The 12,400-nt window shown below is 66.7% G+C and carries 13 protein-coding genes and 1 pseudogene; 7 read left to right on the forward strand and 7 right to left on the reverse strand.

Going from position 1 to position 12,400, the window contains the following annotated elements; all coding sequences use genetic code 11:
- Positions 1–566: 566 nt before the first annotated feature.
- On the reverse strand, positions 567–1,163 hold the full coding sequence (folE, locus tag IEX37_RS11990; protein ID WP_188756513.1) for a GTP cyclohydrolase I: 597 nt from the start codon (positions 1,161–1,163) through the stop codon (positions 567–569).
- A gap of 262 nt (positions 1,164–1,425) precedes the next feature.
- Between folE and IEX37_RS16145 the strand changes: the two are divergent.
- The 3 genes and pseudogenes from IEX37_RS16145 to IEX37_RS12000 form a co-directional block, all read left to right on the forward strand.
- A pseudogene (locus IEX37_RS16145) lies at positions 1,426–1,932 on the forward strand (LysR family transcriptional regulator); the annotation flags it as partial.
- 61 nt (positions 1,933–1,993) lie between these two features.
- Entirely contained in the window at positions 1,994–2,281 is a 288-nt protein-coding gene (locus IEX37_RS15990; RefSeq protein ID WP_229663237.1) for a type 2 periplasmic-binding domain-containing protein, read from the forward strand.
- A gap of 30 nt (positions 2,282–2,311) precedes the next feature.
- Positions 2,312–2,932, forward strand: a complete 621-nt coding sequence (locus IEX37_RS12000) for a TetR/AcrR family transcriptional regulator (protein WP_229663238.1) — start codon at positions 2,312–2,314, stop codon at positions 2,930–2,932.
- 18 nt (positions 2,933–2,950) lie between these two features.
- Here the strand turns inward: IEX37_RS12000 and IEX37_RS12005 are convergent, their stop codons facing one another.
- Complete coding sequence (locus IEX37_RS12005; RefSeq protein ID WP_188756515.1) at positions 2,951–3,976, reverse strand: cyclase family protein; 1,026 nt, start codon at positions 3,974–3,976, stop codon at positions 2,951–2,953.
- Positions 3,973–4,992 (reverse strand): amidohydrolase family protein, encoded by a 1,020-nt coding sequence (locus IEX37_RS12010; protein WP_188756516.1) that lies wholly within the window; start codon positions 4,990–4,992, stop codon positions 3,973–3,975. The genes IEX37_RS12005 and IEX37_RS12010 overlap by 4 nt, the downstream gene beginning before the upstream one ends.
- 72 nt (positions 4,993–5,064) lie before the next feature.
- Here IEX37_RS12010 and IEX37_RS12015 point away from each other — a divergent pair, with 72 nt between their 5' ends.
- From IEX37_RS12015 to IEX37_RS12030, 4 genes are all read left to right on the forward strand, one after another.
- Complete coding sequence (locus IEX37_RS12015) at positions 5,065–6,039, forward strand: fumarylacetoacetate hydrolase family protein (protein ID WP_188756517.1); 975 nt, start codon at positions 5,065–5,067, stop codon at positions 6,037–6,039.
- Positions 6,040–6,243: 204 nt separating this feature from the next.
- Positions 6,244–7,176, forward strand: a complete 933-nt coding sequence (locus IEX37_RS12020; RefSeq protein ID WP_229663240.1) for a fumarylacetoacetate hydrolase family protein — start codon at positions 6,244–6,246, stop codon at positions 7,174–7,176.
- 418 nt (positions 7,177–7,594) lie between these two features.
- Positions 7,595–8,053 carry an MDR/zinc-dependent alcohol dehydrogenase-like family protein gene (locus IEX37_RS12025; RefSeq protein WP_188756518.1) on the forward strand — a complete coding sequence of 153 codons (459 nt, stop codon included), beginning with the start codon at positions 7,595–7,597 and terminating at the stop codon, positions 8,051–8,053.
- Positions 8,054–8,607: 554 nt separating this feature from the next.
- Positions 8,608–8,778: an NIPSNAP family protein gene (locus IEX37_RS12030; protein ID WP_188756519.1), complete on the forward strand. Its 171-nt coding sequence runs from the start codon at positions 8,608–8,610 to the stop codon at positions 8,776–8,778.
- A gap of 199 nt (positions 8,779–8,977) precedes the next feature.
- Here the strand turns inward: IEX37_RS12030 and IEX37_RS12035 are convergent, their stop codons facing one another.
- Genes IEX37_RS12035 through IEX37_RS12050 form a run of 4 tightly spaced genes read right to left on the reverse strand, consistent with a single transcriptional unit; the run spans position 8,978 to position 12,364 of the window.
- Positions 8,978–9,757, reverse strand: coding sequence for an enoyl-CoA hydratase-related protein (locus IEX37_RS12035; RefSeq protein ID WP_188756520.1), 780 nt, complete (start codon positions 9,755–9,757; stop codon positions 8,978–8,980).
- Positions 9,754–10,410 carry a 3-oxoacid CoA-transferase subunit B gene (locus IEX37_RS12040; protein ID WP_188756521.1) on the reverse strand — a complete coding sequence of 219 codons (657 nt, stop codon included), beginning with the start codon at positions 10,408–10,410 and terminating at the stop codon, positions 9,754–9,756. Before IEX37_RS12040 ends, IEX37_RS12035 begins: the two co-directional genes overlap by 4 nt.
- Entirely contained in the window at positions 10,407–11,144 is a 738-nt protein-coding gene (locus IEX37_RS12045; protein WP_188756522.1) for a 3-oxoacid CoA-transferase subunit A, read from the reverse strand. The genes IEX37_RS12040 and IEX37_RS12045 overlap by 4 nt, the downstream gene beginning before the upstream one ends.
- On the reverse strand, positions 11,141–12,364 hold the full coding sequence (locus IEX37_RS12050) for an FAD-dependent oxidoreductase (RefSeq protein WP_188756523.1): 1,224 nt from the start codon (positions 12,362–12,364) through the stop codon (positions 11,141–11,143). The genes IEX37_RS12045 and IEX37_RS12050 overlap by 4 nt, the downstream gene beginning before the upstream one ends.
- Positions 12,365–12,400 lie beyond the last annotated feature (36 nt).

Genomic DNA, 12,400 nt, shown 5'->3' on the forward strand with positions numbered 1-12,400 from the left:
ATCGCGGTGCGCATGAGCCGCTGCTGCCGGGCCGACCCGGTGGGGCCGTGACCGGCAGGGATCGCCCTCGCAGCCGTCGCACTCGCCGTCACCAGCAGGAGGAAGCGCAGCAGCGCATGACGCTAAGTCGCTCCTCGCGGGCTGGGACCCGGACGCGACTTTCTGGCTTACTGACCTACTGGCGCCTGATCCGCAGCACGAGCGATGGCAGCGGAACTCTCAGAACTACCAGTAGTCCAGGTCTAGCGGATCAGCCGATGACCCGCGCCGCCTGGGCTCGCTCGATCCCTCGAACTCCACTTCGAGTAGGCGATCTGGGTGCAGTTGGTGGCTCGGAGCTGTCGGCCGACATGACAGGGCTCTGTCCCGGGGCTTAGTCCTCGACCGCGGCGTCGAGCTCAATGCCGTCGTACTCATCTTTTTCCGCCTCGATCGGCCGCGTCTCGCCAATCATCGAGGACAGCTTGCGACGGATCCGCTCGGCGAGCGCCGCCCGACGCCTTTCGAAGAAGTGGGGGAAGTCGCGCGCGTCGCTCGGGAGCGTAGTCAGGAGCCAAGAACGGCGATTAAGACGATCTCGGCGTCGCGCGGACTCCCGCGGCGAGTTGCCACGCGGCGGCAGGCATAGATCCGACAGAGGCGACGGTCACGGCGCGAGCCGACGCTGCCTGCGGTTCGAGTTGTGTGACGCAGCCGTGGGATGCCTCCACGCGCACCGAGACCGCGTGGGGACGCAGGACGGTCATGATCGCGTCGGCGATCTCCTGCCCGAGGCGCTCCTGCAGTTGCGGACGACGAGCGGCCACGTCAACGACCGCCGCGATGCGGCTGAGACCGGCGATATGTCGCTCCGGTGCGTAGTAGACGTCCACCGATCCCTGGAAGGGCAACAGGTGGTGTTCGCATACCGAGTGAAACGGGATGTCCGTCAAAGCGACGAGCTCCCCGGGCTGATCGTTGTCGGTGAGAGCGACCGGCGTGCCCAGTGCGGCGGCCGCATCGACACCGATGCCGGCGAAGAGATCCAGGAACAGGTCGGCGACCCGCTCCGGGGTGCGAACAAGGCCGTGTCTCGTAGGATCCTCTCCGACGGCGGTCAAAAGGAGGCGAACCGCTTCGACGGCGTCCTGGCGATTGACCGATCCGCCCCTCTGCGACTGCAAGGGCCTCATCTTCTCCGGCAACGGCGAATCCTTCCACGACGACGGTGCGGATGTGCTCGATCTCCGGATGCTTCGCGAGCTCGGGCGGTGATGCCTGCGGTCGCAGGCACCCCAAGGCTAGAGCGCTCCCCGGGAGGACGCGGTGTGATTCTTTCCTGCCGAACCGGATTGAACCGTACGCGTCGGACCGGCTCAGCGCTCAGCGCTGAACGACGCAGTGCTCGGCGAGCGCGGCCTCACGCGCGCAGGAGAACGCATCGGGATGACGCAATCCGCCGTCAGACACGCCCTGGCGAAGCTTCGCGAACTGATCGACGACCCGATCCTCATGCGTCATGGCCGTGGGTGGGTGCTCACTTCCCGCGCGGAAGCGCTCCGGCCGATCGTGTCCGAAGCGATCGCGCAGGTGCAGCGGGTCGTCGACGTGCGATCTGGCTTCGACCCACGCACCAGTACCCGGGAGTTCCGGATCTCGGCCTCCGACTACGCCCTCGCCATGATGACGGCGCCTCTCCTGGGCCTGCTGGCGGACGAGGCGCCCGGCATCTCCGTGCGCTTCGACTCCTTCGACAATCCTGACCCGGTCGATCTCCTGAGGAAGGACGTGCTGGTGGCGTCCGCGCATCAGGGCATTGCGGGCAAGCGTCAATCGCTGTTCTCCGACTCGTTCGTGTGCGTCGTTCGCCGCGGGCATGCCCGCCTCAGAAACGGCGCGCTCTCACTCGAAGATCTGGCGGCGATGACATACGTGCAGGTGCGATTGCTCGGGAATCTCGTGATGCTCGCCGACGGAGCGCTGGCCGCTGCGGGAGTGAGTCCGAGAGTCGAGCATGACCGTTCCTGGATTCTTGAGCGTTCCCTTTCTGGTGGCGGAGTCGGACATGTATGCGTTCGTGCCCTCGCGGGTCGCGGACGTTTACCGGAGCGACCTCGACTTCGTCGTCGCGGCGACACCGGTCCAGCATCCGACCCTGGTCGAGGCGGTGTACTGGCACCCATCCAAGAACGACGATCCTGCACTCCGCTGGATCGTCAAGCTGCTGCGTACGACCGCCGAACGGATCGAGTTCGCCTCCGAGGCGGGGGATGTGGCCGTTTGCCAGTCTACTGACCGGTAGGCTGGCAGGAACGCCAGGAGGAGGAGGACTGTGAGCGTGTCAACCGGGAAGCCCGCGCCGACGGGGACGCGGCTCTCGGGTGAGGTGCGCCGCCAGCAGATCCGAGACGCAGCCGCACGACTCTTCGACCGCTACGGGTATCACGAGACGTCGATGGACCGCATCGCGGAAGCCGTGGGCATCCGCAAAGCCTCGCTGTATTACTACTTCCCCAGCAAAGATCGCCTGCTCGTCGAGATGCACGATGAGATGATCGAGCGGGTCATCGCCTCTCACGAGGCCCGGCTCGGTAAGACGGAGACCTCCCCAACGGACTTGATCGTTGGAATTATGATCGACCTGATCTCGCTCCAGGAGACGCATCCCGGGTCGCTGCGCGTGTTTTTCGAGCACCGGCGCGAGCTTCCTGAGGGAGAGCAGCAGCGGGTCGCCCAGCGTCGCGACCGCTACGCCGAATACCTCCGTGACGCCATTCAGGCGGGAATCGCGTGCGGCGCTTTCCGCGAGGTGGACGTGACGCTCACCAGTCTCGCGATCCTGGGCATGTGCAACTGGTCCTATCAATGGTTCCGATCGGGCGGAACCCAGGACGCCGCCACGGTCGCTCGTTCCTTCTGGGCGGTGCTGTCGGAAGGGCTCGTCGCCCCGTGAACTTGCGAGCCGGTTCGGTCATTTCAGGGCGATCGGGTTCACGGGCGAGCCGACCGCGCCTGTGAACGGCAGCGGGGGAGCCGACAAGAGGAATTCGAAGACTCCATCGTCCGCGCAGTCGGCCGCGAGGATGTCCAGGTCCCACATCTCGCCGAGGAGAAGGCCGACGTGGGGGAGAAGCACCTGGTGCAGCGGCTGTACGGAGCCTGGGAACTCGTTGGGGCGCACCTCGACGCCCCACGTGTCCGTCGCCACGGTGGCAATCTCGTGCTCATGGATCCACGATGCGGTCGTGAACGAGAGCCCGGGAGCCGGACCTCCGGCGTATGTGCCCCACCCCGCGCCTTTCCGGACGCGCGTCAGTTGCCCCGTGCGCACGAGGAGCAGGTCGCCACGGCCCACACGGGAGGTTTCGCCCTGCAGCTCGATCGTCGCGTCGAGGTGCTCCGGCGTGATCGCGAACCCGTCCGCCAGCTCGCCGTCGATTCCGAAGGCACGCCCGACGTCGAGCAGCACCCCGCGGCCGATCACAGAAGCGGACTGGTTCTCGATCCCGGTCTCGAGATCTCCGTCGCTGGTGACGGTGGTCGCCGCGTTCCTGCCGTTCCACCCGATTCCGTGGTCGAAGACGTGGCCGAGTCCGTCCCATTGCGTGCTGCACTGAAGCGGCATGTAGACGGCGTCGTCCGCGACGCCCAGACCGTGTGGCAACCCGAGCATCTCCGCGGTCGACGCGCCTGTCGACGTCATGGTGTGGACGGGATTGACGCGCCGACGCCAGCCGTTCTGCGGTCCGTCGTCATCAAACGGGAGGGAGAGCGAGAACGAGACGCCGCGCCGGACGAGCGTCCCCGCGTAGGCCCTGTGCGACGGCTCGATGAAGTTGACGGTGCCGACCGCATCGTGGGGTCCCCAGCGATTCCAGTTGCTGCAGGCAGCGGCGGCGGCGGCGATGGCCGCTGCGGGATCCTGGCCGTATCGGCGCGTCGCCGCGTTGTCGTAGGTGCCGGCCGCGGTCGCGTCGTCGGGGGCTGGTTGATTCATCGTCGTGCTCCATTCGCTGTCAGACGGTTCCCGAAGAGGAGCCGGGCGCTGTGTTCAGTCGTGGCATGGAAGTCGTCGACGCTGAGACCAGCGGCCGCAATGCGTTCCAGCGGATCGGTGATGCCCATGTCGAAGGGATAATCGGTGCCCACGGTCACGTGGGCGGCGCCCACGCTTTCCACGAGGAACCTCAGCGCGTGCGGTGTGTAGACGAGGCCGTCGACCCACACTCGATCCCGGAGATAATCGCTCGGCTTAGAGGCGCAGGTGCGTGCGTCTGCGCGCTGCTTCCAGGCGTGGTCGGCGCGACCGCTGTAGCTCGGGAGCCATCCTCCGCCGTGTGCTGCCCACACGCGCAGCGCGGGGATGCGGTCGAAGACGCCGCCAAAGATGAGCCGCGACAGCGCGAGCGAGGTCTCCGTCGGATTTCCGACATGGTTGAACAGATAGCCGATATCCAGGCGCGCGCCGAGCGTGCATCCCCACGGATGGATGAGCACCGGCACATCGAGCTCGACTGCTCGCTCCCAGAGCGAATCGAGCCGACGATCGTCGAGTTCGAAGTCAGGACCGGCGTGCGTGAGAATTTGAACCCCGATGGCGCCGAGTTGCTCGACGGCCCGCGTCAGCTCGTCGGCGGCAGCCGCCGGGTGCTGATAAGGGACCGACGCGATCATCCGGAGCCGCTCTGGGGCTGCCGCGCAATGCTGAGCGACACCGTCGTTGAGGGCTCGGTGATACCGAACCGCGAGACGTTCCTCGAGCCAGTGCCGCTGCGTCGGCATGGCACTCACGGTCTGCACGTCGACGGAGGATGCGTCCATCTGGGCGAGTCGGACCTCGACGTCGGTCAGGCGGGGAAAGAGGTCGGAGAAGGCCCGCTGGTTGTATTCGTTGCTTGCGGCACCCATCGTCGCGAGATCGACGGCCTGCTGCCGTTGCAGGCCCGGGTGGTCGGCCAACAGGGCTTCCGCCTCGAACACGGCGAGGTGGGCGTGGACGTCGACGATCGGCACTGTTTACTCTTTTCTGTTCAACACGGTACCCTGCTCGAGTTACGTTATCGACCGACTGTTAGGTAGGCAAGCATGAGGCTCGCAACCCGGGACGACGGAACCCGCGACGGACGATTGGTGGTCGTCTCTGCGGCGGGAGACCGCGCAGCGGAACACCCCAGCATCCTCACTCTTCGTGAGGCGCTAGAGGATTGGGGTCCGGCGGAGGAATCTCTTCGTTCCCTCGCCAGGGAAGTGGACGCGGGTCGGATCGGGGAGCCCTTCTCAGACGCAGAAGCCCTTGCTCCCCTACCCCGTACGTGGCAGTGGTTGGACGGATCGACCTACTCATCGCACGGCGACCTCATGGCCCGGTCCCTAGGCGTCGAGCCCATCGTCTCGGACGAGCCTCTCATGTATCAGGGGATGTCGCACACGTTCCTGGCGCCCTACGCCGACGTTCCGTTCCCTTCGGAGGATGGGGAGATCGACTTCGAGGGCGAGCTCGGGGTCGTCCTCGTAGACACACCTGCAGGGATCGACGCACACACCGCGCTGGAACACATCGCGCTCTTCGTCCTGGTCAACGACTGGTCCCTGCGCGCCGTGGTCGTGGGAGAGATGCAGCGCAGATTCGGCTACATCGTCGGCAAGCCGGCGTGTGGGGCGGCTCCGCTCGCAGTGACGCCCGACGAGCTGGGCGGCACGTGGCAGGGCGGCAAAGCGCGCCTGGTGCTGCACGTGGCGCTGAACGGGACACGTTTCGGAGATGTGCCGACGGACGGGATGAGCGTGGGATTCGGCGAGCTGATCGCGCATGCTGCGCGGACGCGTGACCTTCCCGCGGGCACGATTGTCGGTGCGGGGACCACCTCCAGTCGCGACTACGCGCGCGCGGGATCTGCGTGCGTGGCGGAGCGCCGAGGGATCGAGATCCTGCAGACCGGCGCTGCGGTGACTTCCTACCTCTCCGACGGCGACGTCGTCACGATGACGGCGAGCGCGGGGAACCGCTCGCTCTTCGGCCGCCTTCAGCAGCGCGTCGCAGTGGGTCGCTCGCGCGAATGAGCGGGTGGACCGACCCGGGGGCGGGCATGCGGGTCTGTGTCAGGCGTAAGCCGGAGCGATGGTGGCGATCGCCGTCCTGCACTGCCCAAACCTCTCTCATCTACGTGATTGTGAACTGCGCCGCACTGCCGGCGCAGATGTAAAGGAGCATCGGATGTCGAACACGCAACTCTTCCCGCTCATCAGCGCGGCAGGTGGTCGAAGGTGACCGGCGGCTACATGATCGGCAGAATCACTCAGCCGGGGGTGGAGACTCCGAGCACGGCGGTCGTGTCCGGCGACGCATTCGCACTCCTCGGCCCGGAGGCCGACGACGTGAATCGGCTTTTCGGCGACCTGGCCTCCTGGGAGGAGCGGATCGGAGCCGCCCTGCAGGGTGAGCTGCGCCCCTTGAGTGAGGTGCGGGTCGAGGCGCCGGTCGCGCCCCGCCAGCTCATCCAGGGCGGCGCGAACTACCGTAAGCACGTCATCGACCTGGCCGTCGCGCACGCCGCGCCGGATGGCGATCTCGCGGAGGTCCGAGCGGCGGCGGAGCGTGAGATGGATCAACGTGCTGCGTTCGGACTGCCGTTTCTCTTCACCGGGTTGCCGACCGCGATAGCGTCGACGGCCGATCCGCTCTCGCTGCCCGCCTGGAGCGACGCGCACGATTGGGAGCTCGAGCTCGCTGCCGTGATCGGCGCACCAGCATTCCGCGTCGGCCCAGACGAGGCGCTCTCGCATGTCGTGGGCTACACAATCGTCAACGACATCACGACACGCGATGCGATTTTCCCGAAAGGGGCCCCGGCGACATTCGCGGATTGGTTCCGCGCGAAGAACTCGCCAGGCTTCTTCCCGACGGGGCCCTTCGTCACGCCGGCGCAGTTCGTCGCCGACCCGCAGTCGCTCGCTCTTCGGCTCGAGGTGAACGGCGTCGTTCGCCAGGACGAATCGACAGCGGATATGGTCCATGGCGTCGCACAGCTCGTGTCTGCGGCTTCGCAGATCACCCGTCTGCTTCCGGGCGACCTCATCCTTACGGGCAGCCCGGCGGGAAACGGTATGCACTACGGCATAGCACTCCGGGATGGCGACGTAATGGTGGGGTCGATCACCGGCTTGGGCGCGCAGACCATTCGTTGCGTCGCTGGCTAGTGGCGAACCGCGCGATTCGAAAAGTCACCTACCAACGGAGCGTGGTCGCCGTCATCGACGGCGGCCCGCGCCGCGGGCTGGATGCGCGCCCAGACGGGAGTGTGGGGTCCGATCGGCACGGGGACGGCCTCATGATGGTGCGCGGTGCAGTACCGCGGGGGTCGGCGACTCGTCCGGACTTTCGCTCCGCCAATTTTCCGACATCGAGCCCGGACGCGACGCAGTTTAGGTCCGCAGTTTCGCAGTCGGCCTGAACCCCTCCGACGCGGAGGACCGAAAGGCCATGGGCACCGGTCCAGGTAGGGGACGCCGTATTCGGCGCTCATGACCGGGGGGCGCCCTGCGCGAGTGAATCACGCTCTCCGCTGCAGAGCCTGCCCGCAAGGCGGAGCACCTGACGTGGGAGATCGCCGCATCGTTGCCTCGTCCCGCCGTCGCAGCGCGTGCGGCTCTCGACGAACTGACGATCGGAGCGGGCGATATCGTGCTCGTCAGTGCGGCAAGCGGCGCGGTCGGTTCGCTGTATTCGCAGTTGGCGCTAAGCAGCGGCGCCTCCGTCATCGGCAGGGCTTCTGCACTCCACGATCCCCATCTGACCTCACTCGGGATCGTGCCCATCGAGTACGGCGCCGGCCTGATCGATCGGGTCCGTCAGAGCGCGCCGCTCGGACTCACCGCGGTGCAGGACTGCCATGGTGGCGAGACCATCGCCGTGGCACTCGAACTCGGCGTGCAGGCGGAGCGGATCTGCACCATCACTGGCTACGCGGCCAAAGCGAACTTCGACGTGCGGATGCCGACAGATTACCGGTGCACTCAGCAACGCCTCGAAGAGTTCGCGGCACTCGCCGCTTCAGAAGGGCTGCAGATCGGGTGAAGGATCCATTCGACCTCGAGGACGCGCGCGGCGTTCCAGCTGCTGGAAACAGGTCATCCCGTGGGGCATCATCATCCGAATGCCTGACCCCACAACTTCCTGAATCGCCCGCGCTTCCCATCCGAATCAACCCTTCAGTCCAAGAAGTGGTCGGTTGGCCGTGTCGTCAGAGCGGCGCGGCAGCGCATGCGACCAGCCCGTACGCGGCGTACAGTGCGGGGATGTCGATCGTGGACGGGTACTTCCTCGCGCATCGCTCGCCGGAACAGAGCTCACCGATACGGCGGGGGTGCGTGTGGCACTCGAAATGTCCGAGGGACATGGCGTCGAGCACACGACGTTCCAGGTCAACCAGCCCACACTCCAGGACGGCTGTTCCACGACTCGAAGCCCCCGGTTCGTCCCTTCCGCGATTTCGTGCTCGATCACACGAAGTTCCTGCAGAAGCAGGTGCGCGACAAGAGCCCTGTTCAGATTTGCTTCGCAGCTGCAGGAAATGGGCGCAGACGCTTTGGAGCCTGCCTGATGCCGATCCTCGCGGTATCGGTCGGCGAATGCTGACAGCGCATAGAGACGACGTCGTTGCCGCGGCGCAGGAGGCGGCGCTCGAGACGTGGTCGGATGAAGGCTGCCGGGTCTACCACGTCGGTGTCGACGCAGGAGACAGCGAGCTGCTGATCGCCGGAGAGCTGGGGAACTCCGAGGCGGACCTCGACGCGCACTGAGACCACGAGCACACCAACGCTATCCTCGACGTGGCCATCCGAGGAAGTGACAGTCCACTCGCGCTGCGGATCACCGCCGTGAACGAGCCGGCTTAGCGAAACGGTTGGACCTGCTCGCTTCCCGTGAGATTGAGGAGGCGAGCAGATCACCCCGCTCCGCCAGGGCTGGATAGCGGCCAGAGCGTACGCTCCGGCCCGGTCACCGGTGGCGGAACTCGGGAGTCCGCTTTTCGCGAAACGCGGCCATACCCTCGCTCTGATCCACGGTGTCGAACAGCTGCGCGAATGCGCGCCGCTCGAAGCGAAGACCCTCGGACAAAGAACCCTCCTGTGCGGCGTCGAGCGCCGCGGTCGCCGCGTACAGCGCGGGCAACGAATGAGAGGCGATGGCGGCAGCCACATCCGCCGCTTCCTCGAGAAGGTGCTCCGCCGGGACCACCCGGGCGACCAGTCCGGCCCGTTCCGCTTCCTCCGCACTGAGCTGCCTGCCCGTCAGGACGAGATCTGCTGCCTTCGCGGGACCTACGGCGCGCAGCAGACGCTGCGTGCCTCCCATGCCGGGGATGATGCCGAGGCGGATCTCAGGCTGCCCAAATCGGGCATCGTCGGCGGCGATGATGAGGTCGCACATCATCGCGAGCTCGCAGCCGCCGCCGAGTGCGTAACCGGCGACGGCGGCCACGACGGGCGTGCGCACCTCGGCGAATCTCTCCCACAGCGCGAAGGGGTCGTCGAGCAACATGTCACTACTGCTCATGCCCTCCATCTCGGCGATGTCGACGCCGGCCGCGAAGGCGCGAGTGGAGCCGGTCACGACGATGGCGCCGATGTTGTGACTGCGGTCGAAGGCTGCGGCAGCCTCGACGACTTCGCGCATCAGTTGCGCAGTGAGCGCGTTCAGTGCGCGGGGCCGGTCGAGCGTGATCCATCCGACGCGCCCGTCGGTATGAGTGCGGATCGTGGATTCGGTCTCGCTCACGGCGCACCCGCCTCGAGCCGCGCGAATGTCAGCCCGGTGAGCTTCTCGAGGTGATCGACGGTGTTGTGCCCGAACAGCTCACGAACCGCGAAGCCGCCTGCGGCGACGTCGAAGACAGCATGGTCCGTATACACGCGGGTGACGCAACGCAGGCCGGTGAGCGGGTAACTGCACTCCGCGATGAGTTTCGACTCGCCCTGCTTCGTCAGCAGGTCGGTCATCACGTAGACGTTCTTCGCGCCGATGGCGAGGTCCATGGCGCCGCCCACAGCCGGGATCGCGCCGGGTGCACCTGTGGACCAGTTCGAGAGGTCTCCCGCCTGCGATACCTGGAACGCCCCTAAGACACACACGTCGAGGTGTCCGCCGCGCATCATGGCGAAAGAGTCGGCGTGGTGGAAGTACGCCGCGCCCGCGAGCGCTGTGACGGGCTGTTTCCCCGCGTTGATCAGGTCGGGGTCGATCTCGACGTTGGGCGGCGGGGGACCCATGCCGAGCAAGCCGTTCTCGGTGTGCAACAGGATCTCGCGGTCCGGCGGCAGGAAGTTGGCGACCAACGTGGGTGCGCCGATGCCGAGATTGACGGTCGCCCCTTCGGGGATGTCTGCGGCGATGCGCGCGGCCAGCGTGAGGCGATCGATCTTCGTACTCATACGTGTTCCTTCCGTGGTCGCCCCTCGACGTCGACGCCACCCACGAACACCCCGTCACGCAGCCAGCGGCGCTCGCCGACAGCGACGACGCGATCGACGTAGAGGCCGGGAGTGACGACGGCCTCCGGATCGAGCGCGCCGAGCGGCACGACCTCGTCGACCTGCACGATCGTCGCCGTCGCGGCGGCCGCCATGACGGGGCCGAAGTTACGGGCCGTCTTCCGGTAGACGAGATTCCCCCACCGATCGGCCGTCCGTGCACTAATCAAGGCCACATCAGCGCGGATGGGGTACTCCAACACATAAGTGCGGCCGTCGAGCTGCCGTGTCTCTTTGCCGTCCGCGAGGTGAGTGCCCACGCCGGTCGGCGAGTAGAACCCCCCGATGCCCGCGCCGGCTGCACGGATGCGCTCGGCCAGGTTTCCTTGCGGAACCAGCTCGAGCTCGATCTTTCCGTCGCGGTAGAGCTGGTCGAAGACCCACGAATCGTTCTGCCGAGGGAACGAGCAGATGATCTTCCGTACGCGCCCGGCCGCGAGGAGCGCCGCGAGGCCGGTGTCCCCGCTTCCGGCGTTGTTGTTGACAATCGTCAGTTCGGACGCACCCTGGGCGATCAGCGCATCGATGAGCTCGGCGGGCTCTCCCGCGCGTCCGAAGCCGCCGACCATGATTGTCGCGCCGTCGTCGATTCCGGCGACGGCTGTAGCGACGTCGGTGACCGTCTTGTCGATCATGCCCGCGCCTTCGCCGGGTGAAAGAGGTCGCGACCCATGAGACCCAGTTGTGCGTTGATCTCGGCCGGGTTCTTGTCGCCGACCTGCTTCTGCAGGAACGGGGTGCGATCGAGCATGAAGTCGCGGATGGGGCGGAGGATGGCCGGCGTGTGGTGGAACGTCCGGCCGAGCATGTAGGCCTGCGCGACCTGGTCGGAACAGTGATCGACACGGTGGGCCTGGTAGGTCTGCAGTGCGGCCTCCACAGCTGCGGTATCTGACAGGTCCGTGGTCGCCAGCACCTGCCCGAGGAAGTAGCCGTCGACGATGGACATGCCCGCGCCGTAGGCGGCGTAAGGACTCGTGGCGTGCACCGCATCCCCCGCCAGGACGACGCGGCCGCGTGCCCACTCACGCGGAGGGACCCCGCGGTCACGGATCGGCCACCGGATGACGTGCGCGGGATCGGTGCGTGCCACGAGCTGCTGCAGGTCGGCGGGGAACTCTTTCGCTAGTTCGATGCTGTGCTCGTGCAGCGACGTCGGCGCGGGTGCCGCCGGATCCATCGCCTCGACGAACCACCATTCCGCGCCATCGCGACCGTCGCTGCGGACGCCCGTGTAGCTGCCCTGCACGGTGCGCGAGTGCCGGATGATCGCCTTGCGCGTGTCGACGCCGTCGGGCACGTCGAACGTGTAGCCGCCGATGACGTGCAGATTGTGCTCGCGCATCGGCGCCTCGCCGAGAAGTTTCCGGCGCACGGTCGAGTTGATCCCGTCGGCGCCGACGAGAAGGGGGGTGCGCACGGACGTCCCGTCGATGAACCGCACTTCGACGTGGTCACCATGATCTTCGAAGCTCGCCACCTCGTGCTCCCCCACGAGCGTCTCGTCGGGCAGGGCCGCGAGCATGCGGGTGAAGAGATCCGGGCGCAGCAGACCGATGAAGCCGCCGCCGTAGGCGCGTACGACATCCTCGGAGATGTGCACGTCGGCCCGGAGGCGGTCTCGGTGATTGCGGAATGTTGACTCGCACGGTGCGCCGATGTCATCGACATCGACTCCCAGGCACTCGAGCGCCTTGATGGACGGGGGCCAGAGGTTGAGGATGTTGCCCGCGGGTTTCGGTGAGGCGTACCGCTCATAGATCTTCACCGGCTTGCCCACCGCTCGCAGCGCGAGGGCGGCGGCGAGGCCGGCTGGCCCGGATCCGATGACGGCGATGGTTTCGTCTGTGCTCATACTGGCTCTCCTCTTCGAGTGCGAGTGGGACTGGTC

Origin of the sequence: Microbacterium album, from assembly GCF_014643695.1 — a bacterium.
Lineage (GTDB): Bacteria > Actinomycetota > Actinomycetes > Actinomycetales > Microbacteriaceae > Microbacterium > Microbacterium album.